17 protein-coding genes are annotated in these 22,401 nt (G+C 71.7%); 12 read left to right on the forward strand and 5 right to left on the reverse strand.

Translation table 11 applies throughout. The annotated features are described in order from the left end of the window. Nucleotides 1-144: 144 nt before the first annotated feature. Both acs and LMU33_RS31420 read right to left on the reverse strand, forming a co-directional pair. On the reverse strand, nt 145-2,100 hold the full coding sequence (acs, locus tag LMU33_RS31415) for an acetate--CoA ligase (protein WP_228624170.1): 1,956 nt from the start codon (nt 2,098-2,100) through the stop codon (nt 145-147). 115 nt (nt 2,101-2,215) lie between these two features. Then, nucleotides 2,216-4,774, reverse strand: a complete 2,559-nt coding sequence (locus LMU33_RS31420) for a SulP family inorganic anion transporter (protein WP_228624171.1) — start codon at nt 4,772-4,774, stop codon at nt 2,216-2,218. A 264-nt stretch (nt 4,775-5,038) separates the two neighbouring features. Between LMU33_RS31420 and LMU33_RS31425 the strand changes: the two genes are divergently transcribed. Further along, a complete protein-coding gene (locus tag LMU33_RS31425) occupies nt 5,039-6,304 on the forward strand; it encodes a polysaccharide deacetylase family protein (protein ID WP_228624172.1) in 1,266 nt (421 codons plus the stop codon). Nucleotides 6,305-6,307: 3 nt separating this feature from the next. Here LMU33_RS31425 and LMU33_RS31430 read toward each other — a convergent pair whose 3' ends face one another. Continuing rightward, nucleotides 6,308-7,300: an ATP-binding protein gene (locus LMU33_RS31430; protein WP_228624173.1), complete on the reverse strand. Its 993-nt coding sequence runs from the start codon at nt 7,298-7,300 to the stop codon at nt 6,308-6,310. Between the two features lie 101 nt (nt 7,301-7,401). Between LMU33_RS31430 and LMU33_RS31435 the strand changes: the two genes are divergently transcribed. Next, a complete protein-coding gene (locus LMU33_RS31435; RefSeq protein ID WP_228624174.1) occupies nt 7,402-8,226 on the forward strand; it encodes a Fic family protein in 825 nt (274 codons plus the stop codon). 332 nt (nt 8,227-8,558) lie between these two features. On the opposite strand, the gene LMU33_RS31440 is transcribed toward LMU33_RS31435, so the two are convergent. Then, nucleotides 8,559-9,389 (reverse strand): HAD family hydrolase, encoded by an 831-nt coding sequence (locus LMU33_RS31440; protein ID WP_228624175.1) that lies wholly within the window; start codon nt 9,387-9,389, stop codon nt 8,559-8,561. A 592-nt stretch (nt 9,390-9,981) separates the two neighbouring features. Between LMU33_RS31440 and ssd the strand changes: the two genes are divergently transcribed. The 7 genes from ssd (at nt 9,982) to LMU33_RS31475 (ending at nt 15,676) form a co-directional block, all read left to right on the forward strand. Further along, entirely contained in the window at nt 9,982-11,088 is a 1,107-nt protein-coding gene (ssd, locus tag LMU33_RS31445) for a septum site-determining protein Ssd (RefSeq protein ID WP_228624176.1), read from the forward strand. Further along, on the forward strand, nt 11,085-12,275 hold the full coding sequence (locus LMU33_RS31450) for a TadA family conjugal transfer-associated ATPase (RefSeq protein ID WP_228624177.1): 1,191 nt from the start codon (nt 11,085-11,087) through the stop codon (nt 12,273-12,275). Before ssd ends, LMU33_RS31450 begins: the two co-directional genes overlap by 4 nt. Before the next feature lie 113 nt (nt 12,276-12,388). After that, the gene (locus LMU33_RS31455; protein WP_228624272.1) at nt 12,389-13,264 is read left to right on the forward strand and encodes a type II secretion system F family protein; all 876 of its coding nucleotides are present in this window, start codon (nt 12,389-12,391) and stop codon (nt 13,262-13,264) included. Between the two features lie 366 nt (nt 13,265-13,630). Further along, nucleotides 13,631-14,410, forward strand: a complete 780-nt coding sequence (locus LMU33_RS31460; RefSeq protein ID WP_228624178.1) for a type II secretion system F family protein — start codon at nt 13,631-13,633, stop codon at nt 14,408-14,410. A gap of 132 nt (nt 14,411-14,542) precedes the next feature. Next, a complete protein-coding gene (locus LMU33_RS31465; RefSeq protein WP_228624179.1) occupies nt 14,543-14,743 on the forward strand; it encodes a DUF4244 domain-containing protein in 201 nt (66 codons plus the stop codon). After that, nucleotides 14,730-15,176, forward strand: coding sequence for a TadE family type IV pilus minor pilin (locus LMU33_RS31470; RefSeq protein ID WP_228624180.1), 447 nt, complete (start codon nt 14,730-14,732; stop codon nt 15,174-15,176). The genes LMU33_RS31465 and LMU33_RS31470 overlap by 14 nt, the downstream gene beginning before the upstream one ends. Nucleotides 15,177-15,244: 68 nt before the next feature. Then, nucleotides 15,245-15,676, forward strand: a complete 432-nt coding sequence (locus LMU33_RS31475; RefSeq protein WP_249814501.1) for an Rv3654c family TadE-like protein — start codon at nt 15,245-15,247, stop codon at nt 15,674-15,676. 138 nt (nt 15,677-15,814) lie between these two features. On the opposite strand, the gene sftH is transcribed toward LMU33_RS31475, so the two are convergent. Next, nucleotides 15,815-18,457 (reverse strand): DEAD/DEAH box helicase, encoded by a 2,643-nt coding sequence (sftH, locus tag LMU33_RS31480; RefSeq protein ID WP_228624182.1) that lies wholly within the window; start codon nt 18,455-18,457, stop codon nt 15,815-15,817. An 82-nt stretch (nt 18,458-18,539) separates the two neighbouring features. On the opposite strand from sftH, the gene bldG reads away from it, so the two are divergent. The 3 genes from bldG to LMU33_RS31495 all read left to right on the forward strand — a co-directional run bounded on the left by bldG (nt 18,540) and on the right by LMU33_RS31495 (nt 22,205). Continuing rightward, nucleotides 18,540-18,881, forward strand: a complete 342-nt coding sequence (gene bldG, locus LMU33_RS31485) for an anti-sigma factor antagonist BldG (RefSeq protein ID WP_010986038.1) — start codon at nt 18,540-18,542, stop codon at nt 18,879-18,881. A 202-nt stretch (nt 18,882-19,083) separates the two neighbouring features. Then, nucleotides 19,084-19,515, forward strand: a complete 432-nt coding sequence (locus LMU33_RS31490; protein WP_228624183.1) for an ATP-binding protein — start codon at nt 19,084-19,086, stop codon at nt 19,513-19,515. 287 nt (nt 19,516-19,802) lie between these two features. Then, nucleotides 19,803-22,205 carry a sodium-translocating pyrophosphatase gene (locus LMU33_RS31495; RefSeq protein WP_228624184.1) on the forward strand — a complete coding sequence of 801 codons (2,403 nt, stop codon included), beginning with the start codon at nt 19,803-19,805 and terminating at the stop codon, nt 22,203-22,205. Nucleotides 22,206-22,401: the final 196 nt, after the last annotated feature.

The raw sequence follows: 22,401 nt of genomic DNA on the forward strand, positions 1-22,401 counted from the left end.
ACGGGTCGTCGACGGCGTCGCCGACCAGACTTCCCGGCACACCCTGAGGCTGCCACTTTACCGGATTTTGACGTCGGACGTTAGTGAGACGAACGAAAAGAGGGCGCCCGGTGACGACACCGGGCGCCCTTTCCGCCGTTCCGCCTAGTCCTCGCTGGGCGCCGCGGGCAGCTTCGTCTGGATGAGGTCCATGACCGTGCTGTCGGTCAGCGTGGTGACGTCACCGAGCTGGCGGTTCTCGGCCACGTCCCGCAGCAGACGGCGCATGATCTTGCCGGAGCGGGTCTTGGGCAGCTCGGCCACCGGCAGGATCCGCTTGGGCTTGGCGATCGGCCCGAGCGTGGTGCCCACGTGGTCGCGCAGCTCACCGACGAGCGCCTCGGTCTCCGCGGCCGTACCGCGCAGGATCACGAACGCGACGATCGCCTGGCCGGTGGTCTCGTCGGTGGCACCGACGACGGCCGCCTCGGCGACCGACGGGTGGGAGACGAGCGCCGACTCCACCTCGGTGGTGGAGATGTTGTGCCCGGACACGAGCATCACGTCGTCCATCCGGCCCAGCAGCCAGATGTCGCCGTCGTCGTCCCTCTTCGCGCCGTCACCGGCGAAGTACTTGCCCTCGAAGCGGGACCAGTAGGTGTCGATGAACCGCTGGTCGTCGCCCCAGATGGTGCGCAGCATCGACGGCCAGGGCTCGGTCAGCACCAGGTAGCCACCGCCGCCGTCGGGCACCTCGTTCGCCTCGTCGTCGACGACGGTCGCGCTGATGCCGGGCAGCGGCGTCTGCGCCGAGCCGGGCTTGGCCGCGGTGACGCCGGGCAGCGGCGAGATCATCATCGCGCCGGTCTCGGTCTGCCACCAGGTGTCCACCACGGGCGTCCGGTCCGCGCCGATGTTCTTGCGGTACCAGATCCAGGCCTCGGGGTTGATGGGCTCGCCCACCGAGCCGAGGACGCGCAGGGAGGACAGGTCGAACTTGGCGGGGATGTCGTCGCCCCACTTCATGAAGGTCCGGATCGCCGTCGGCGCGGTGTAGAGGATCGTGACCTTGTACTTCTGCACGATCTCCCAGAACCGGCCCTGGTGCGGGGTGTCCGGCGTGCCCTCGTACATGACCTGCGTCGCGCCGTTGGCCAGCGGGCCGTAGACGATGTACGAGTGCCCGGTGACCCAGCCGACGTCGGCCGTGCACCAGTACACGTCCGTCTCCGGCTTGAGGTCGAAGACCGCCCAGTGGGTGTACGCGCACTGGGTGAGGTAGCCGCCAGAGGTGTGCAGGATGCCCTTCGGCTTCCCGGTCGTGCCGGAGGTGTAGAGGATGAACAGCGGGTGCTCCGCCTCGAACGCCTCAGGGGTGTGCTCGGCCGACTGCCGCTCTACGAGCTCGTGCCACCACACGTCCCGGCCGTCGGTCCACGCCACGTCCTGGCCGGTACGGCGCACCACGAGCACGTGCTCGACGTTGTCGACCTTGCCGATCGCCTCGTCCACGGCGGGCTTCAGCGCGGACGGCTTGCCGCGACGGTAGCCGCCGTCGGCGGTGATGACGACCTTGGCGTCCGCGTCCTTGATGCGGGTCGCGAGCGCGTCCGCCGAGAAGCCGCCGAAGACGACCGAGTGCGCGGCGCCGATCCGGGCCGAGGCCAGCATCGCGATCGCGGTCTCCGGGATCATCGGCATGTAGATGGCGACCCGGTCGCCCTTGCGAACGCCCAGCTCCAGCAGAGCGTTGGCCGCCTTGGAGACCTCGTCCTTCAGCTCGGCGTAGGTGATCGAGCGGCTGTCGCCGGGCTCGCCCTCGAAGTGGATGGCGACGCGGTCCCCGTGTCCTGACTCCACGTGCCGGTCCACGCAGTTGTAGGCGACGTTCAGCTCGCCGTCCTTGAACCACTTGGCGAACGGCGGGTTCGACCAGTCCAGCGTCTCGGTCGGTTCCTTGGCCCAGGTCAGCCGACGGGCCTGCTCGGCCCAGAAGCCGAGCCTGTCAGCCTTGGCCTGTGCATACGCCTCCGCGGTGACATTGGCATGCGCGGCCAGGTCGGCGGGGGGCGCGAACCTGCGTTCTTCCTTGAGCAGGTTGGCCAGGCTTTCGTTGCTCACGACATCTCCCTCTCGAAGGGTGTCCGTTGTGTCCCAGGCCACAGCTCATCAGACGCGGGGGTCCGATGACAAGAGTCCACGGCCAAATTGGTTTAGACCTCTCTGAGGTGCCCGTTCACGGCGGACTGCGCAGCTCCTCCGCCGCGCTCCCGTTCTCTCTCACGTCCTCGAACACCGTCCCGGTTCGACCGAGCAGGTAGGCCTGCGCCTCGCCCACGTGGAAGTACATCCCGTGCAGCTCCAGCGCCCCGGCCGCCAGCGCCCGTGCGACCGGGGCGTGCGCCCGCAGGTGTTCCAACTGCTGGAGCACGTTGGTCAGGCACAGTTGCTCCACCGCGTCGGCCGGCGTCCGCCCGGCCAGCCGGGGCCGGGTGCACCGGTCGTCGGCCATCCGTGCCAGGCTCGGCAGGCCGTGCCTGAGCCACCGCCTCAGCGGTGTCGCCGCACCCCCGGGCCCGGCGGTCAGCAGCGCCTGCATCGCCCCGCACCCGGAGTGCCCGCACACCGTGATGGACCTCACCTTCAGTACCTCCATGGCGTACTCGACGGCGGCCGCCACCGACTCGTCGCCGTGCTCCTCGCCGGGCATCGGCACCAGGTTGCCGATGTTGCGGACGACGAACAGGTCGCCGGGACCACTGGCGGTGATCATCGACGTGACGAGCCGGGAGTCGGCACAGGTGAGGAAGAGCTGCGCGGGCCGCTGGCCCTCCCGGGCGAGCCGCGCCAGCTCGTCCCGCACCAGCGGCGCGGTGTTGCGCTGGAACGAGCCGACCCCATGGACCAGTTCATGCCCGGTCTCCCGCCCGGCCGGGGTGCCGACGGCCGCCGGGAAGCAGGCCCGGTGACCGCGCCACGGTGTCCAGGGCCGGCACCGGCAGGCGGCGGACGGGGTGGGTTCGGTGGAAGTGGATGGGCTCGGTTCGGTGGATGGGGTTGGTCGGGCGGTCGAGGCCGGTTCGGCGGGCGGGGCTTGCTTGGTGGTTTGGGTCGCTTCGGCGGGCGGGGCTTGCTCGGCCGTCGGGCTCGGTCTGGTGGGCGAGGTTTGCCCGGTGGTCTGGTTCGGTTCGGTGGGCGCGGTTTGCTCGGCGGTTGGGCTCGGCCCGGTGGTCGGGGTAGGCCCGGTGGTCGGGGTCGGCCCGGTGGTCCGGATTCCGCCGCGTCGGCCCGACAGCTCGGCCGTACCGCCGCGCGCGATGTGGGAGCTGCGCCAGTCCTGCAGTGACTCGTACGCCGCGTGGTCCATGAACGAACCGTCCAACTCCACGACGGCGTGGGCGCCCTGGGGTAGGAGATGCAGGGACCGGCTCAGCCGGGGCACCGCCAGGAACGTCAACTGACCTCGGACTCTTACGTAATGGATTCCTTCCTTCTCGTCATGGGTGATGCGGGTGCGGGTGAGGCGGCGCAGGGCGACGGCGACCGCCACGGCCACCCCGAGGAGCACGCCCTGCAGGACGCCGAGGAGCACCACGCCGAGTGTGGTCGCGGCGTAGACCGGCACTTCGCGGTGGCGCGTCACCGTGCGGATGTGGTGCAGGGACACCATCTGGATACCGACGGCCATGACCAGTGCGGCGAGGGAGGCGAGCGGGATCTCCTCCAGGGCCGGGACCATCAGCAGCGCGGCGACTACTACGAGAACGCCGTGCAGCATCGTGGAGTTCCGGCTCACGGCACCCGAGTTCACATTCGCGGTACTGCGCACGGCCACCCCGGCCACCGGCAGTCCGCCGAGCGCCCCGGAGACCATGTTGGCGGCGCCCTGGCCCAGGAGCTCCCGGTCCAGGTCGGCGCGGCCGACGCGGGGGAGCGGGCCGGGCCGGGCCGCGACCAGCTTGTCCACGGCCACCGCGCCGAGCAGCGACTGCACGCTGCACACCAGGGTGGTGGTGAGCACGGCGGCGGCCAGGCCCGACGCCGGGCCCTCGGGCAGTCCGGCCAGGGCGTGGCTGCGCCAGGACGGCAGGTCGACCCTGGGCAGGGCCAGGCCGGTGAGGGCCGCCGTGGCGGTGGCACCGGTGACAGCGACCAGGGCGGCCGGCACGCGTCGCAGCATCCGGCCGATGCGGCCGGGCAGGCGGGGCCAGGCCAGCAGCAGGGCGAGCGTCAGCGCGCTCATCGAGACGGCGGCCGGATGCAGGTGGGCCAACTGTGCGGGCAGTGCACGCACGTTGGTGAGGACGGAGCTGTCGGGGCTGCCGCCGAGGACGATGTGCAGCTGGGCGACGGCGATGGTGATGCCGATCCCGGCGAGCATGCCGTGCACCACCGCCGGGCTGACCGCGAGCGCGCCGCGGGCCACCCGCAGGCAGCCGAAGCCGATTTGGGCGAGTCCGGCGAGGACGGTGATGCCGCAGGTCGCCCGCCAGCCGAAGCGGTGGATCAGGTCGGCGGTGACCACGGTGAGTCCGGCGGCCGGGCCGCTGACCTGGAGCGGGCAGCCGCCGAGCCGGCCGGCGACGAGTCCGCCCACGGCGGCGGCGACGAGGCCGGCCTGGAGCGGGGCACCGGTGGCCAGGGCGATGCCGAGGGACAGGGGCAGGGCGATCAGGAAGACCGCGACGGCCGCCGACAGGTCGGCGCCCGCCACGGGGAAGCGGGTCCGGCTGCCCGGCGGCGGGCCGTGCGGCGGGTGCGGCTGCTGGGTGGGCGAGGGTGCGCAGGCTGACATGGTCCCGTCTCCTCCTGGGCGGCGGGATGGAGCAACGCTTGGCAAAGGAACCGTAATTCCGCGTAAAGGCCATACATAGCTTTTCTGGGCAAATGGATCAGATGGTCCCTCGCGTGAGTGAACTAATCATTTGATCGGCTTGTCGTACTAATTCCTTCTCTGTCCCGTGCGAGCTTGGCCCCACTGTCGGTTCAAGCCCGGCACATCACCAGAAAACGGCCCTAGTCGGCGTTTGCCTGAGAGAAGGAAGAAGGTGGGCGGAACATGGCCGCCACCCACAGGATCGCCGTCGGCGCCATGGTCGCCGCGGCCTGTGCCTCGTCGCTCGCCGCTTGCGCGACCGGCTCCCACGGTTCGAAGGAAGGAGCGCCCGGCCCGCAGAAGGCGGCCCCGGCGCCCCAGAGCGTGCTCCGGCTGATCGGTGACGGATCCACCGCGTACACCGGCTCTCAGCCGTATCTGCCCAGACCCGAGCGGCTGAAGCCCGGCCAGAAGCCCCCACAGTTCGTCGTGTTCTCCTGGGACGGCGCGGGCGAGGACAGCCAGAAGCTGTTCTCGCACTTCCGCAAGGTCGCCAAGGAGAACCACGCGACCATGACGTACTTCCTCAGCGGTGTGTACCTGCTGCCGAAGGAGAAGCGCGAGCTGTACAAGCCGCCGCAGCACGAGCCGGGCAGCTCCGACATCGGTTTCAACGACGAGAAGGGCATCGCCGACACCGTCAAGCAGGCACGGCTGGCCTGGCTGGAGGGCAATGAGATCGGCACGCACTTCAACGGCCACTTCTGCGGGCCCAACGGCGGGGTCGGCACCTGGTCGGTGGACGAGTGGAAGAGCGAGATCGCCCAGGCCAAGCAGTTCGTGAAGACCTGGAAGACCAACACCGGCATGAAGAAGTCGGCCCCGCTGCCCTTCGACTACGACAAGGAGCTGATCGGCGCCCGCACCCCCTGCCTGGAGGGCCAGAAGAACTTCATGCAGGCGGCCCGCGAGCTGGGCTTCCGCTATGACTCCAGCGGGGTCAACAACCAGGTATGGCCCAAGATGAAGGACGGCCTGTGGGACCTGTCGATGCAGCTGGTGCCTTTCCCCGGCCACACCTATGAGCAGCTGACCATGGACTACAACTTCATGGTCAACCAGTCCGGCACCGAGACCCAGGGGGATCCGGACAAGTTCGACTACTGGGGCGACCAGATGCGCGACGGCCTGATCGAGGGCTTCTACCGGGCCTACGACGGCAACCGCGCCCCGCTGATCATCGGCAACCACTTCGAGTCCTGGAACGGTGGCACCTACATGCGCGCCGTCGAGGACACGGTGAAGGAGGTGTGCAACAAGCCGGACGTGCGATGTGTCTCCTTCCATCAGCTGGTCGACTGGCTGGACGCCCAGGACCCGAAGACCCTGGAGAGGCTGCGCACTCTGGAGGTGGGCAAGGCGCCCAGGCAGGGCTGGGCGGCCTTCCTCTCCGGCCGCCCGGCCCCGGCGCCCAAGGGCGTGCCCGGGGCGCCTGCGGTCAAGCAGTAGGCTTCACACGGCAGTTGTGACCCCCGCGCCGAGGTTTTCGCCGAGCACGAAGGCGGGGTCGATCTGCGCCGCCAGGTCGGCCCCGGTGCGCTCGTTGCCCCACGCCTCGGCGTTCTTCAGGTGGAAGTGCACCATCTGGCGGGTGTAGCGCTCCCAGTCCCGCAGTTCGTAGGTGGCGTCGGCGGCGGCCCGCAGGGTGTGCAGGGCGCTGGCGTTGGCCTCCTCCAGCAGATCGAACCGGGGCGGCCGGCCCTTCTCCATGGCGCGCACCCAGTCCGAGCGGCCGACGGTCACGAGCAGGTCGTCCCCGACCTCCGCGCGCAGGAAGTCGATGTCGTCCTGCTCCTGGATCTTGTTGCCGACGACCTTCAGCGATACGCCGAAGTCGCGGGCGTACTCCTTGTACTGGCGATAGACGGAGACCCCCTTCCGGGTCGGCTCGGCGACGAGGAACGTCATGTCGAAGCGGGTGAACATGCCGGAGGCGAAGGAGTCCGAACCGGCGGTCATGTCGACCACCACGTACTCGTCGGGGCCGTCGACGAGGTGGTTCAGGAACAGCTCCACCGCTCCCGTCTTGGAGTGGTAGCAGGCGACCCCCAGGTCGGCGTCCGTGAAGGGGCCGGTGACCATCAAACGGACGGCGCCGCCGTCGAGTTCCACCGGCCGCGCGCAGGCGTCGTAGACCGGATTCGGCTCGCGCACCCGGACCAGCCGCGAACCCGCGCCGGGCGGGGTCGTCTTGATCATCGTGGCGGCGGAGGCGATGCGCGGGTTGCTGCCGCGCAGATAGTCCTTGATCAGCGGCAGCCGTTCGCCCATGGCGGGCAGCGCGGCGGCCTCCGCCTCGTCGAGGCCGAGTGCGGGCCCGAGGTGCTGGTTGATGTCCGCGTCGACGGCGACCACCGGGGCGCCGGCCGCCACGAGGTGGCGGATGAAGAGGGAGGAGAGCGTGGTCTTGCCGCTGCCGCCCTTCCCGACGAAAGCAATTTTCATGTTCACCAACGGTAGTCGGTTGATAGCTGTGCGTGCCGTGCGGAAGTGAAGAAGACCACTCCTTCGAGGGGTCTGCCGACGGGGTGCGTAGTGTCGTACTCATGAGTACGACAGGCGCGAACGCCGACCCGCTCGCGGCCCTGGGCTCGCTGCCCGGCGTGGCCGACTCCGTGGAATCCGTGCGCAAGGCCGTGGACCGGGTCTACGGGCACCGGATCATGCGGCGCCGCAGCGCCGCGATCACCTCCGAGGCGGCCCTGCGCGGTGCCCGCGGCTCGGCGGCGCTGTCCGGGGCCGACTGGGCCCTGGAGGAGGTGCGGCGGCGTACCGACTTCGGCGGTGACGCCGAGGCGCGGGCCATGGGCGCGGCCCTCAGGCTGTCGGCGGAGGCGGGGCAGCTGCTGTCCGTCTGGCGGCAGTCGCCCCTGAGGGTGCTGGCCCGGCTGCACCTGGTGGCCGCGGCGAGCAAGGACGAGGAGGTCGGCAGGCCGCGCCAGGCCGGCGAGATGGTGGACGAACCGCTGATCGAGCTGCCACTGCCGGACGCCCGGGAGGTCTCCGGCCGACTGGAGGGGCTGGCGGACCTGATCATCGCCGGGTCTTCCGCACCCGCGCTGGTCACGGCCGCCGTGGTGCACGGCGAGCTGCTCGCACTACGGCCCTTCGTGTCCCACAACGGCCTGATCGCGCGCGCGGCCGAGCGGATCGTGCTGATCGGCAGCGGCCTGGACCCGAAGGCGATCTGCCCGGCCGAGGTCGGCCACGCCGAACTGGGCCGCGCCTCCTATCTGGCGGCGCTGGAGGGGTACGTCTCCGGCACCCCCGAGGGCATGGCGGCCTGGATCGCGCACTGCGGCCGGGCGGTCGAACTGGGTGCGCGCGAGTCGACGGCGGTGTGTGAGGCGCTTCAGCGCGGCGCGGCCTGAGAAAGAGTCCCTGAAACGGGTTGCGGCGGTACGAGTCCTCGTACCGCCGCTGGCATGCCCGCCGGGTTACCAAGCGTCCTCGATATGTGCCCATCAGGTCGGGGTCTTTGCCCGTCACCTGGTGCTGCTGGCCCGTAATCGACGGGTCGACGTCGCGTGGGTGCCCGGTGTTCATGCGAGGTCCGTGGGCCAAGTGCGTAGTTGTAGGTGATCCTCTCGGATTTCCTTTGGTCTCGCGGGCCTACGTTCTTTGTACCGCGAGCCCCACGGAAGCGGAACCCCAGCCCGCACTTCTTTACTTTCGGCACGAAAAAGGGCGGAACGGGCGCCGGTCAGGCGGTGCTCCGGCGTCGGCTGGCGTACCAGACGAGGCCGGCGGTCGCGGCCGCCGCTCCTATGGCCGCCGCCGCGACCAGTGCCGGCCGCGGCGGGACGGAGAACGAGGGAAGCCGCTTCTTCAGCGGGACGGGCCGGCGGAACTCCAGAACCGGCCACCCGCGCGCGAGTGCCTCGCGGCGCAGGGCGCGGTCCGGGTTCACCGCGTGCGGGTAGCCGACCGCCTGGAGCATGGGCAGATCGGTCGCCGAGTCGCTGTAGGCGTAGCAGCGGTCGAGGTCGTAGCCCTCGGACACGGCCAGCTCCCGGACCGCCTCGGCCTTGGTCGGGCCGTAGGCGTAGTACTCCACCTCCCCGGTGAAGCAGCCGTCTTCGCCGACGACCATGCGCGTGGCCACCACCCGGTCCGCACCGAGCAGTTCGCCGACGGGCTCGACCACCTCGGCGCCCGAGGTCGACACGATCACCACGTCCCGGCCGGCCGAGTGGTGCTCCTCGATGAGGGAGGCGGCCTCGTCGTAGATGATCGGGTCGATCAGGTCGTGCAGGGTCTCGGCGACGATCTCCCGCACCTGCTGCACGTTCCAGCCGCGGCACATGGCCGACAGATACTCGCGCATGCGCTCCATCTGGTCGTGATCCAGGCCGCCGGCCAGGAAGACGAACTGGGCATATGCAGTGCGCAGCGCGGCCCTGCGGTTGATCAGCCCGCCTTGGTAGAAGGACTTGCTGAAGGTGAGGGTGCTCGACTTCGCAATGACCGTCTTGTCCAGGTCAAAGAAGGCTGCTGCGCGAGGCAAGGAGTGGTTTTCCACGCCCCTGAGCATAGGCGCCCACCATTCGGCGTAAGGTGGGGCGTGTGGGTTTGCCTGAGAGGGCTCTCGGGTACACCATGGAAGTCACGGATCGTTCGCGACCGTGCTAACCCGGTCCGACTCCTCCCCCCCCGAGTCGGCCGTGGGGACGACCCCCGCTCTCCCCCCCGGCGGGGGTCGTCGCATGTCCGGACGGGTTTTTCGCCTTCCTCCCCTTTCCTCGCACGACCGCGGATCGGTACGGCGCTGCCGAGGCCGCCGCTTCGGCGCGCCCATGATCAGTTACTCACGGTAATCATCACGCTGCTCTGTGGAAGTCGCACACGGATCGGTACAGAGGTCACTGGTATGGGTGACGGCGATATTCACAGACCCCGCGTTGTCCACAGTTTTCGACCAAGATCCACATGATTTCGCGGATCGCTGCACCGTGATTCCAGCGCGCTCGGCCACGACGAGTTCATGGCCGGTTCCGATTGCCGGAGCGCCTATGGCCGGTTTCTGTCGGCCGTTCATATGGGGGGCCGCTTGCCGGTTCTTCACACCTTTGGGAATCGCGTGGCCGCAGGGGCTGCGCGGCCCACGCAGCGAAGGGGGAACACCCATGACCGCAGCCGTCACCCACGACCCGCCGGCCGGCTCCCCGGACCGGCCCGCCAGGCCGCTCATCGTCACCGAGGACGCGGAACTCCTGGACGACCTGCTGCGCCTGTGCGCGGCCGCCGGCGCCACGCCCGAGGTGCACCACGGCGTTCCCGAACACGGCGACGGCTGGGAGGCGGCCCCGCTGGTGCTCGTCGGCGACGACGCAGCCCGCCGGATCGGCGGGGCCACGCGTCGGCGCGGAGTGGTGCTGGTCGGCCGTGACCAGGACGACCCGGGGGTGTGGAAACGCGCCGTCGAGATCGGCGCCGACCACGTCCTGATGCTTCCCGACGGCGAGCAGTGGCTCGTCGACCGCATCGCCGACGTCGCCGAAGGAGTCGGCCGCCCGGCCCTCACCGTCGGGGTGATCGGCGGCCGCGGCGGGGCCGGCGCCTCCACGCTCGCGTGCGCGCTCGCCGTCACCTCCGCGCGCGAGGGACTGCGCACGCTCCTCGTGGACGCCGATCCGCTCGGCGGCGGACTCGACGTACTCCTCGGCGGCGAGAGCGTCGACGGACTGCGCTGGCCCGCCTTCGCCGCCTCCCGCGGCCGGGTCGGAGGCGGCGCCCTGGAGGAGTCGCTGCCCGAACTGCACTCCCTTCGGGTGCTGAGCTGGGACCGCGGGGACTGCGTCGCCGTCCCGCCGCAGGCGGTGCGCGCGGTGCTCGCCGCGGCCCGCCGGCGCGGCGGCACGGTCGTGGTGGACCTGCCCCGCCGCCTCGACGACGGGGTCGCCGAAGTCCTCGCCCAGCTCGACCTGGCACTGCTCGTCGTCCCCGCCGAACTGCGCGCGGTCGCGGCCGCCGGGCGGGTCGCCTCCGCCGTCGGCATGGTGGTGCGCGACCTGCGCGTGGCGGTACGCGGGCCGTACGCGCCGGGCCTGGACGACCAGGAGGTGGCCCGGTTGCTCCGCCTGCCGCTGGCCGGCGAGGTGCCGGTCGACCCGCCGCTGCTGCGCCCGCGGGGCGGCGCGAAAGCCCCGGGCGCGACCGGACGCGGCCCGCTCGCCCGCTTCTGTACGAACTTCTGGGAGCGCGCGCTGGTCGAGGCCGGAGGAGCCCCATGACCCTCCCCGGACTCGACATCGCGGACGGCGCGGCCCTGCTCGACGGCGTCCGGCGCCGGCTGGCCGAGAGCGGCGCCGAACCCACCCCCGCGCGCGTGGCCCAGGCCCTGCGCGAACAGGGCCGGGTGCTCGGCGACGCCGAAGTCCTCGGCGCGGCCCGGCAGCTGAGGTCCGAACTCGTCGGCACCGGTCCACTGGAGCCGCTGCTCGCCGACCCGGACGTCACCGACGTCCTGGTGTCCGCCCCCGACCGGGTGTGGGTGGACCGCGGTGGCGGGCTGGAGCTGACCTCTGTGACCTTCCCCGACGCGGCGGCCGTACGACGCCTCGCGCAGCGGCTGGCCGCGGTGGCCGGACGCCGGCTGGACGACGCCCGGCCGTGGGCGGACGCCCGGCTGCCCGACGGCACCCGGCTGCACGCGGTGCTGCCCCCGGTCGCCGTCGGCTGCACCTGCCTGGCCCTGCGGGTCGTACGGCCCCGGGCGTTCACTCTGGAAGAACTGGTCGAGGCGGGCACGGTGCCGCCCGGCGGCGACCGCATCCTGCGGGCGCTGCTCACGGCCCGGCTGTCCTTCCTCGTCAGCGGCGGCACCGGAAGCGGCAAGACGACCCTGCTCAGCGCCCTGCTGGGGCTGGTGGGGGCGGGCGAGCGGATCGTGCTCGCCGAGGACTCGGCCGAACTGCGCCCCGACCATCCGCATGTCGTCCGGCTGGAGACCCGGCCCGCCAACCAGGAGGGCGCGGGCCTGGTCACCCTGGAGGACCTCGTCCGGCAGGCACTGAGGATGCGGCCCGACCGGCTGGTCGTCGGAGAGGTCCGCGGCCCCGAGGTCGTGCATCTGCTGGCGGCCCTCAACACGGGCCATGAAGGCGGCTGTTGCACCGTCCACGCCAACGCCGCCGGAGACGTCCCGGCCCGCCTGGAGGCGCTGGCCACGGCCGCCGGACTCGACCGGGCCGCGCTGCACAGCCAGCTCTCGGCCGCGCTCTCCGTGGTCGTCCATCTCGTACGGGGCCGGTCCGGGCGGCGCCGGATCGCCGAGGTGCACGTGCTGGAGCGGGACGCCACGGGGCTGGTCCACACGGTGCCGGCCCTGCGCTGGGGCGAGCGGGCCTTCGCACGGGAGCGGGGCTGGGTGCGGCTGCGCCAACTGCTCGGTGCGGCGGACGAGTTCGAGGGCGCGTGAGAGAGACCGGCGAGAGACCGGCTGCGAGAGCAACCAAGAGACAACCGAGAGAGCAACCGAAAGGGCGAGTGAGAGAGGTGACGGAAGTGATCGGCGGGATCGGTGAGACGTCCATGGGTGCGGCGCTGATCTGTCTCGGCGCGCTGGTCTGGCTGCTGGGCGGACGGCACTACGGAATGCGGCGGGCGCGGCTGCTGCTCGCGGGCGGCGGAGTGGTGACGAACGGTCCTCCCTCCTGGGACCAGGCCCTCGCGGACCTACGAAGGCTGCGTGGCCGGCTGGGGGCCGAGTGGTGGGCGCTCGCGGCCGGCCTGCTGCTCGGGCTGCTGGGGACCTCGGTGATTCCGGTCGTCGCGGGGGCGGCCGGGGTGCCGGTGCTGCGCCGGGTGCGGCTGGCCCGGCAGGCCCGGCGGGTCCGGGAGCGGAGGGCGGACGCGGTGATCGCCCTGTGCGGGGCGCTCGCCGGGGAGGTTCGCGCCGGACGACAGCCGGGAGAAGCGCTGCTGCGCGCGGCGCGGGACTCCGGCGGGCTCGGCGAGGCGCAGGCGGCCGTGGTCGCGGCGGCGCGGTTCGGCGGGGACGTGCCGGGCGCACTCACCGCGGCGGCCCGGCAGCCGGGTGCCGAGGGCCTGCTCGGGCTCGCCGCCTGCTGGCGGGTGGCCGTGGACCGGGGTGCAGGGCTCGCGGCGGGCCTGGACCGGCTGGAGGCGGCCCTGCGCGCCGAGCGCGACCAGCGCGCCGACCTGCGCGCCCAGTTGGCGGGTGCCCGGGCGACCACGGTGCTGCTCGCCGTGCTCCCCGCCCTCGGCCTGGTCCTCGGGTCCGCCATGGGCGCGGCCCCGCTCCACGTCCTGCTCCACACGGGCGTCGGCCTCGGCTGCCTGGCGATCGGGTCCGTCTTCGAGGCGGCCGGGATGTGGTGGGCCGTGGGGATCGTGCGGGGAGCGGGAGAGGGGGCGGGAGCGAGGGCGAGGGCGGAGGCGGGCTGAAGGTGAGCGGGGCGGTGTTCGGGAGCGGGCGCGCGCGAGGGACGCGCCGGCCAGAGCATCCGAGGTCCAGAGCATCCGGGGTCCGGAGCATCCGGGGTCCGGAGCATCCGGGGTCCGGAGCATTCGGGGTGGCGAGCTGCGGTGCGTGGGCCGGGAGGTTCGGGGGCTGATGGCGGACCGGTAGGTGCGGGGCGGTGGTAGGAGGCGGGATATGTGGGACCTGGAGGCCGGAGCGTGCGAGGGGGCCTGCGGGCAAGGGCGTGCGGAGCTGGGAGTGATCAGCGGGGGAGCGGAGCGGAGTGGCGTGTGCGGGACAGGGTGCATGACGGGGCGGGTCGGCTGGGGCGAGTGGCGAGAGCGGGCGGTATGAGCGGGGAAGTTGTCCACAGGTTGGGGACGGCCGGGGGTGTTGTGCTGGCCCTCGGCTGGGTGGTTCGTCGGTTGGATCTGCTCCGGAGGCGGCGTCGGGCACGGCGGCGGGTGGCCGAGCTGCTCGGTCTGGAAGTGCCCGTGCCCCGGCGGCGGTTCGCGTCGGCGGACGCGGTGCGGCGGTGGCTGCCGTTGGCCGGGGTGGTGTGCGGTGCCTGGGTCCTGGTCGGTGGTGTGACCGGTGCCGTACTGGGGCTGGGTGCCGGGGTCGTGCTGCGGTGGTGGCGGAGCCGGGAGTCGGCCGCCGGCCGGGCGGAGCCGGTCGACACGGCCGCCGCCGCGCGCCAACTGCCGCTGGCTGCCGATCTGCTGGCCGCCTGCATCGCGGCCGGCGCCGGGCCGGTGATCGCCGCACAGGCGGTGGGGGAGGCGCTCGACGGGCCGGTCGGGGAGGCGCTGGCGCGGGGTGCGGCCGAGGTGCGGCTCGGCGGTGAACCGGCGCAGGCCTGGCGGCGGTTGGCCGAGCTGCCCGGCGCCGGAGCGCTGGCGCGGCTGCTGGAGCGGGCCGACGAGTCCGGGCTCCCGGCGGCCGGCCCGGCCGCCCGCCTCGCCTCCGACGCACGCGCGCAGTGGGCCCGCACCGCCACGGCCCGGGCCCGGCGCGCGGGTGTACTGATCTCCGCGCCGGTAGGCCTGTGCTTCCTGCCCGCCTTCATCGCGGTCGGCGTGCTGCCCGTGGTGATCGGACTCGCGGGCGGCGTGATGGGAGGCAGGTGAGGCGTACGAGAGCGAACGAGCCCAAGCGGCCGACGGGCCGAGCAATCGCGGACCGCGCGGAGAACGCGGACTGCGCGGAGAACGCGGACTGCGCGGAGAACCACGAAAAACCTGAATCCCACGGGGGTTGGAATGCACAGGAAGACCAAGGAAGCGGCGGTACGGCTGCGCCGGAAGGGGCGCGGGGACGCCGGAATGGTGACGTCCGAGTATGCGATGGGGATCATCGCGGCCGTCGGTTTCGCGTTGCTGCTCTACGAAGTCGTCACCAGCGGCCAGGTCCGCGCGGAGTTGCAGGACATCGTGAAGAAGGCCCTCAATGCGCGGATGTGAGCGAGGGGCGGACCGCGGGTTCGTGACCGCGGAGGCGGCCGTGGTGCTGTGCGTGCTGGTGGCGTTCACGATGGCGCTGATCTGGGGGCTGCTCGTGGTGGCCGCACAGATCCAGTGCGTGGACGCCGCCCGCATCGGCGCCCGGGCCGCCGCCCGTCAGGACCCGGCCGACGCCGTGGTGACGGTGACCCGGGAGGCCGCACCGCGCGGCGCCCGGGTGACGGTCGGGCGCGAGGGCGACCAGGTGCGCGTGACGGTGGTGGCGAGACCGCCGGTGCTGAGCGGACTGCCGTTCGAACTACGGGAGCAGGCCGTCGCACCGGCAGAGGACACCGCGGCGACCGGTGCGACGACGTCGACCGGTGTGACGACGTCGACCGGAGAGCTCGCGCCGGCCGGGAAGACCGCGGCGGCCGGGGAGGCGGATCAGTGAGGCGAGGTGGGACGAGGGATCGGCACCACTCGGACCGGGGGTCCGCCACGGTGTGGAGCCTGGGAGCGATGGCCGTGCTGTGCGCGGTGTTCGGAGCGGTGCTCGCGCTGGGACAGGCCGTCGTCGTCCGGCACCGGGCGGCCGGCGGCGCGGATCTGGCGGCGCTCGCGGCGGCGGCCCACTGGGAGGAGGGCGGCGCGGCGGCCTGCACGCGGGCCGGGTGGGTGGCAGCGGCTCAGGGGGTACGGCTGGTGCGCTGCACGATCGTCGGCGAGACCTCGGACGTGACGGCGGCCTCGGGAAGAGGGCCGTTCACGGCGGAGGCCAGGGCCAGAGCGGGACCGGCGGGACCGGTGCCGAGTGGATCCGTGCCGAGTGGATCCGTGCCGAGAGGACCCGTGCCGGGAGGACCCGTGGGGGAGGCCCCCGCACCCGGAATGCCGGGGCCGGAAGCCCCCGTCCCCGGAGGACCGGAGTCGGAAGCCGCCCCCGTGCGGTAGGCCCTGTCGGAGCCCGTGTGCGGGGCCCGGACCCTCGTGGCGGATCACCGCGCCCGGACCCTCACGCTTGAGCCTCCCCGCGCCGTAGCCCACGCCCATGGCGGCCCCTCGTGCCCGAGAGACCCGCGCCGCACACGCTCAACGCCGCGGTGCCGCCCCCGGAGCCGACTCGTCCGCCGGCCCTTCTCCCGGAACCGGCTCCACCGTCGGCTGTCCGCCCGGAGCCGGCCCCACCTGCCCCGCTCTCGGCTGTTCTCCCGGAACCGGCCCCACCTGCCCCGCTGTCGGCTCGCCCGGAACCGACTCCGCAACCGGCCGTTCACCCGGCTTCTCCTGCGGCGCCCCCCGCAACAGCACCGTGAGAAGCCGTACCGCCCCCCTCTTGTGCAGCGGGTCGTTGCCGTTGCCGCACTTGGGGGACTGGATGCAGGACGGGCAGCCGGCCTCGCACTCGCAGGAGGCGATGGCCTCACGGGTGGCGGTGAGCCAGGTCCGGGCGGTGTGGAAGGCGCGCTCGGCGAAGCCCGCGCCGCCGGGGTGGCCGTCGTACACGAAGACCGTCGGCAGCAGGGTGTCCGGGTGCAGCGGGATGGAGACGCCGCCGATGTCCCAGCGGTCGCAGGTCGCGAAGAGCGGGAGGAGGCCGATGGAGGCGTGCTCGGCGGCGTGCAGGGAGCCGCCGAGGATCTCCGGGCTGATCCGGGCCTCGTCCAGCTGGTCCTCGGTGACGGTCCACCACACCGCGCGCGTGCGCAGCGTACGAGGAGGGAGGTCGAGTTTGGTCTCGCCGAGAACTTCGCCGGTCATGAGGCGTCTGCGGAGGTAGGAGACCACCTGGTTGGTGACCTCGACCGAGCCGTAGCAGAGGCGGCCCGTGCCCCAGGGGATCTCGGTGTCCGTCTCCAGTATGGAGATCGACGTGGTGTCGCGGGCGACCGTGGAGTACGGCGGGTCCGCCTGCTCGACCAGGGCGACGGAGTCCTCCAGGTCCAGCTGGCGTACCAGGTAGCTGCGGCCCTGATGGAGGTGGACCGCGCCCTCGTGGACCGTGGAGTGGGCGGCGCCCGCGTCGACCGTGCCGAGCAGGCGGCCGGTGCCGGACTCGACGACCTGCACCGGGCGCCCGCCCGCGCCGCGGATGTCGGTCAGGTCGGCGGCCCGCTCCCGGCGCGTCCAGTGCCAGGCCTTCGTCCGCCGGCGCAGCAGCTTCGCGGCCTCCAGCTGCGGCAGCACGTCCGCGCAGGCGGGGCCGAAGAGGTCCAGGTCCTCCTCGGTCAGCGGGAGTTCCGCGGCGGCGGCACACAGGTGCGGGGCGAGGACGTAGGGGTTGTCCGGGTCGAGGACGGTGGACTCCACCGGCTGGTCGAACAGAGCTTCGGGGTGGTGGACCAGGAAGGTGTCCAGCGGGTCGTCGCGGGCCACCAGCACGGCGAGCGCGCCCTGCCCGGAGCGGCCCGCGCGGCCCGCCTGCTGCCACAGGGAGGCACGCGTGCCCGGGTAGCCGGCGATGACCACCGCGTCCAGGCCGGAGACGTCCACACCGAGCTCCAGGGCCGTCGTGGCGGCCAGGCCGAGGAGTTCGCCGGAGTGCAGGGCGCGTTCCAGGGCACGGCGCTCCTCGGGGAGGTAGCCGCCGCGGTAGGCCGCGACACGCCGGATCAGGGAGCGGTCGACCTCGGCCAGCTTCTCCTGGGCGATCACCGAGATCAGCTCGGCGCCGCGCCGGGACCGTACGAAGGCGACCGAGCGCACGCCCTGCACGGTGAGGTCGGTCAGCAGATCGGCTGTCTCGGCGGTGGCGGTACGCCGTACGGGTGCGCCCCTCTCGCCGTGCATCTCGGTGAGCGGGGGCTCCCACAGGGCGAAGACCAGCTCTCCGCGTGGGGAGGCGTCGTCGGCGACCTCGAGCACGGGCAGGCCGGTCAGCCGGCGGGCGGCTACGGCGGGCTCGGCGGCGGTGGCGGAGGCGAGCAGGAAGACGGGCGAGGCGCCGTAGCGGGCGCACAGGCGGCGCAGGCGGCGCAGCACCTGGGCGACGTGCGAGCCGAAGACGCCCCGGTAGGTGTGGCACTCGTCGATGACGACGTACTTGAGGGACTTCAGGAAGGAGGACCAGCGCGGATGGGAGGGGAGTATCCCGAGGTGCAGCATGTCGGGGTTGGTGAGGACGTAGTTGGCGTACTGGCGGATCCACTCCCGTTCCTCGAACGGGGTGTCGCCGTCGTACACGGCCGGGCGTACCGAGGTGCCGAGCGGTTGTGAAAGTTCCTTCACCGACCGGCACTGATCCGCCGCGAGCGCCTTGGTGGGGGCGAGGTACAGCGCGGTGGCCCCTCGGCCGTTCGGAGCCTCGGAGCCGTCCATGAGGGTGGACAGGACGGGCACGAGGTACGCGAGGGATTTTCCGGAGGCGGTTCCGGTGGCGACGACCACCGAGTCGCCGTCCAGGGCGTGCTCGGCGGCCAGTGCCTGGTGCGCCCAGGGGTGTTCGATGCCGCACGCCTGGACGGCCGCGATCACCTCGGACCGGATTCGGTCAGGCCAGACGGCATGGCGGCCCGCGCGCGGGGGCAAGTGCTCCGTATGAGTGATGCGCGCAGACCGGCTCGGCCCGGAGGCGAGCCGGTCCAGGACCGCGCCCGGAGACGGGCGGGACGCCGGGTCCGCCGGGGATCGATCGGATCGGTGATTCTTGGCCATCGGCACCGAGTGTGTCACTGGCGTGACGGACAATGGAGTCAAGGCGTCGTGCACGCCTGCCGGTAAGTGATTGAATGCCATCGCGGCTGGCGTTGCGTCCCTGGGGCCGCAAGCCGAGGTGTCCTTAAGGGCGACCGCTCGATAGCAAGGTGCTGGAGGATCCGTGGACCTGTCCCTGTCGACCCGTACCGTCGGCGATCGTACGGTCGTCGAGGTCGGTGGCGAAATCGATGTATACACCGCGCCCAAGCTGCGCGAGCAGCTGGTCGAGCTGGTGAACGACGGGAATTTCCACCTCGTCGTTGACATGGAGGGCGTGGACTTCCTCGACTCCACCGGGCTCGGCGTGCTGGTCGGCGGCCTGAAGCGAGTGCGTGCCCATGAGGGCTCGCTGCGCCTGGTGTGCAACCAGGAGCGCATTCTCAAGATCTTCCGTATCACCGGCCTCACCAAGGTGTTCCCGATCCACACCTCGGTCGAGGAAGCGGTGGCGGCCACCGACTGACCCTGGACCGGTCACCGGCGCCGGGCTCCCGTCGGAGCCCGGACGCCGGCCGGTGGCGTCCGGTCCGCCGCGTTCGCGGCCGGTGCGTCGACCGGGTCCGTCCCGGGGCCTGGAGCGGCCCGGGGCACAGAAGCACATCAGGGGGTGCGGGCTCTCGGCGGCCCCGCCCCCGACCGCACGCCCGTAGTCGCGAGGGGGATGCATGGCCATCGTCGAACTCCGCTTCAGCGCGCTGCCCGAGCACGTCCGGACCGCCCGGTTGGTGGCGGCCGCGGTGGCACGCAGGGCCGGAGTGGACGAGGCCGTCCTCGACGAGCTGCGGCTCGCCGTCGGCGAGGCCTGCTCCCGCGCCGTCGGACTGCACCAGAGCAGCGGCATCAGCGCGCCGGTGAAGGTGGCGCTGATCGAAGAGGAGAAACAGTTCTCCATCGAGGTCGGCGACGAGGCGCCGCACGCCGCCCCGGGCGACACGCCCGGCGCCACGCAGGATGGCGAGGCGGAGGTCGAGGAGGACGAGATGGGCCTCGCGGTCATCAGCGGCCTCGTCGACGACGTCCAGGTCACCACCGGACACGACGGCGGCCGGATCCGCATGACCTGGCCGACCACCCCGCCGGCCACGGCGCTGGTCTGACCGCTTCCGCAATCCGACCGCTTCCGCACCACGTCACGAGGGCCCTGCCGAGCAGGGCCCTCGGTGTTTTTCCAGCACGTATGCGCCCCCTCCGGAATTCGTGAATTAATTCACGATCATTAAAAATGCCCTGAGGGCGTTACTCCATTCGGGTGGTCGGGCGGGATCTCGATCATTTACTGATGGGTCGGCGGAGGCGAATTCCGTTTACCGCGCCCTGTTTAGATCACACTGAGGTACCTAGAATCCCCACATCTTGAGCTCAGCCCAAGCGTCAAGGAGGACGAATGGCGGGGCTTTCTACCCCTCAATCGGGTCATCCCACATCCCTCGCAGCCGCAGTCCTGACCGGTGACAACCGGATCATCGTGGCCGTCATCGCGGTGGTCGCGCTGGCCGCACTGGTGGTCGCGGGGATCCTGGTGCGCCAAGTGCTGGCCGCGGGCGAGGGCACCGACAGCATGAAGCGGATCGCCGAGGCGGTCCAGGAAGGCGCGAAGGCGTATCTCGCGCGGCAGTTGCGCACGCTCGGCGCATTCGCCGTGGTGGTCTTCTTCCTGCTCCTGCTGCTGCCCGCGGACGACTGGAATCAGCGTGCCGGGCGATCGGTGTTCTTCCTGATCGGTGCGGCGTTCTCGGCGGCCACCGGCTATATCGGCATGTGGCTCGCCGTGCGCAGCAATGTGCGGGTCGCCGCGGCGGCCCGGGAAGCCACCCCGGGACCTGGCGAACCGCAAAAGGATCTCACCACCGTCTCTCACACCGCGATGAAGATCGCATTTCGCACGGGCGGCGTCGTCGGCATGTTCACGGTGGGGCTCGGCCTGCTGGGCGCCTCCTGCGTGGTGCTGGTGTACGCGGCCGATGCGCCGAAGGTGCTGGAGGGCTTCGGCCTCGGCGCCGCCCTGATCGCCATGTTCATGCGTGTGGGCGGCGGCATCTTCACCAAGGCCGCCGACGTCGGCGCCGACCTGGTCGGCAAGGTCGAACAGGGCATTCCGGAGGACGATCCGCGCAATGCCGCGACCATCGCCGACAACGTGGGCGACAACGTCGGCGACTGCGCGGGCATGGCGGCCGACCTCTTCGAGTCGTACGCCGTGACCCTGGTGGCCGCCCTGATCCTCGGGAAGGTCGCCTTCGGCAACTCGGGACTCGCCTTCCCGCTGCTCGTGCCCGCGATCGGTGTCGTCACCGCGATGATCGGCATCTTCGCGGTCGCCCCGCGGCGGGCCGACCGCAGCGGCATGACGGCGATCAACCGCGGCTTCTTCATCTCCGCGGTGATCTCGCTGGTGCTGGTCGCGATCGCGGTCTTCGTCTACCTGCCCTCGAAGTACTCCGCTCTGCACGGCGTGACGGACGCGGCGATCAGAGGCAAGGCCGGCGACCCGCGGCTCCTCGCCCTGGTCGCGGTGGCGATCGGCATCCTGCTGGCCGCCGTCATCCAGCAGCTGACCGGCTACTTCACCGAGACCAACCGCCGCCCGGTCCGGGACATCGGCAAGACCTCCCTCACCGGACCGGCCACCGTCGTCCTGTCCGGCATCTCGGTCGGCCTGGAATCCGCCGTCTACACCGCGCTGCTCATCGGGCTCGGCGTGTACGGCGCGTTCCTGCTCGGCGGTACGTCGATCATGCTCGCGCTGTTCGCGGTCGCGCTGGCCGGCACCGGCCTGCTCACCACGGTCGGCGTGATCGTCGCCATGGACACCTTCGGGCCGGTCTCCGACAACGCGCAGGGCATCGCCGAGATGTCCGGCGACGTCGAGGGCGCGGGCGCGCAGGTGCTCACCAACCTGGACGCGGTCGGCAACACCACCAAGGCCATCACCAAGGGCATCGCCATCGCCACCGCCGTCCTCGCCGCGTCGGCGCTGTTCGGGTCGTACCGCGACGCGATCACCACCAACGTGCAGGACGTCGGGGCGAAACTCACCGGGCCGGGCGCGCCGATGAGTCTGTCCCTGGACATCTCCCAGCCCAACAACCTCGTCGGCCTCATCGCGGGCGCCGCGGTCGTCTTCCTCTTCTCCGGACTGGCCATCAACGCCGTGTCGCGTTCGGCGGGTTCGGTGGTGTTCGAGGTGCGGCGGCAGTTCCGCGAGAAGCCCGGGATCATGGACTTCACCGAGAAGCCCGAGTACGGCAAGGTCGTCGACATCTGCACCAAGGACGCCCTGCGGGAGCTGGCCACGCCAGGTCTGCTCGCCGTCATGGCGCCGATCTTCGTCGGGTTCACGCTCGGCGTCGGCTCGCTCGGCTCCTACCTCGCCGGCGCGATCGGCGCGGGCACGCTGATGGCGGTGTTCCTCGCCAACTCCGGCGGCGCCTGGGACAACGCCAAGAAACTGGTGGAGGACGGCCACCACGGCGGCAAGGGCAGCGAGGCCCACGCCGCCACGGTGATCGGCGACACGGTCGGCGACCCCTTCAAGGACACCGCGGGACCGGCGATCAACCCGCTGCTGAAGGTCATGAACCTGGTCTCGCTGCTCATCGCGCCAGCGGTCATCAAGTTCTCCTACGGCAACGACAAGAACCTGGGTGTACGGATCGCGATCGCGGTCCTCGCGCTCTTGGTGATCGTCGTCTCCGTGTACGTCTCCAAGCGGCGCGGCATCGCCGTCGGCGACGACGAGAACACCGAGCGGGTCTCCAACTCGGCGAACACGGCGGTGGTTTCGTAACCGGAAGCCCTGTCTCTTCGAGGAGCCCTGCTCAACGGGCGGGCGGACGGCGCGTGTTGGCGCACCGTCCGCCCACTGCCGTCTGCGGGGCCGTCCGGGGGTGGTGTGCGGGGTCGTTTCCGTGGGGTCCCTTGAGGGCCCGCTTGTGGGCTCGCCCACGTGGTGAGCCTTCTCTCTCATGGTGCGAAGAGTCACA

This window comes from Streptomyces barringtoniae (assembly GCF_020819595.1).
Classification (GTDB): domain Bacteria; phylum Actinomycetota; class Actinomycetes; order Streptomycetales; family Streptomycetaceae; genus Streptomyces; species Streptomyces barringtoniae.

Excerpts from the sequence above, each read along its gene's own strand:
- LMU33_RS31430 (WP_228624173.1), bottom strand. The coding sequence starts at position 7,300 with ATGAAAATTGCTTTCGTCGGGAAGGGCGGCAGCGGCAAGACCACGCTC.
- sftH (WP_228624182.1), bottom strand. The coding sequence starts at position 18,457 with ATGGCATTCAATCACTTACCGGCAGGCGTGCACGACGCCTTGACTCCA.
- LMU33_RS31475 (WP_249814501.1), top strand. The coding sequence starts at position 15,245 with ATGGCCGTGCTGTGCGCGGTGTTCGGAGCGGTGCTCGCGCTGGGACAG.
- LMU33_RS31470 (WP_228624180.1), top strand. The coding sequence starts at position 14,730 with ATGCGCGGATGTGAGCGAGGGGCGGACCGCGGGTTCGTGACCGCGGAG.
- ssd (WP_228624176.1), top strand. The coding sequence starts at position 9,982 with ATGACCGCAGCCGTCACCCACGACCCGCCGGCCGGCTCCCCGGACCGG.
- LMU33_RS31450 (WP_228624177.1), top strand. The coding sequence starts at position 11,085 with ATGACCCTCCCCGGACTCGACATCGCGGACGGCGCGGCCCTGCTCGAC.
- LMU33_RS31495 (WP_228624184.1), top strand. The coding sequence starts at position 19,803 with ATGGCGGGGCTTTCTACCCCTCAATCGGGTCATCCCACATCCCTCGCA.
- LMU33_RS31460 (WP_228624178.1), top strand. The coding sequence starts at position 13,631 with ATGAGCGGGGAAGTTGTCCACAGGTTGGGGACGGCCGGGGGTGTTGTG.
- LMU33_RS31440 (WP_228624175.1), bottom strand. The coding sequence starts at position 9,389 with ATGCTCAGGGGCGTGGAAAACCACTCCTTGCCTCGCGCAGCAGCCTTC.
- LMU33_RS31435 (WP_228624174.1), top strand. The coding sequence starts at position 7,402 with ATGAGTACGACAGGCGCGAACGCCGACCCGCTCGCGGCCCTGGGCTCG.
- LMU33_RS31425 (WP_228624172.1), top strand. The coding sequence starts at position 5,039 with ATGGCCGCCACCCACAGGATCGCCGTCGGCGCCATGGTCGCCGCGGCC.
- LMU33_RS31465 (WP_228624179.1), top strand. The coding sequence starts at position 14,543 with ATGCACAGGAAGACCAAGGAAGCGGCGGTACGGCTGCGCCGGAAGGGG.
- LMU33_RS31455 (WP_228624272.1), top strand. The coding sequence starts at position 12,389 with ATGGGTGCGGCGCTGATCTGTCTCGGCGCGCTGGTCTGGCTGCTGGGC.
- LMU33_RS31420 (WP_228624171.1), bottom strand. The coding sequence starts at position 4,774 with ATGTCAGCCTGCGCACCCTCGCCCACCCAGCAGCCGCACCCGCCGCAC.
- LMU33_RS31490 (WP_228624183.1), top strand. The coding sequence starts at position 19,084 with ATGGCCATCGTCGAACTCCGCTTCAGCGCGCTGCCCGAGCACGTCCGG.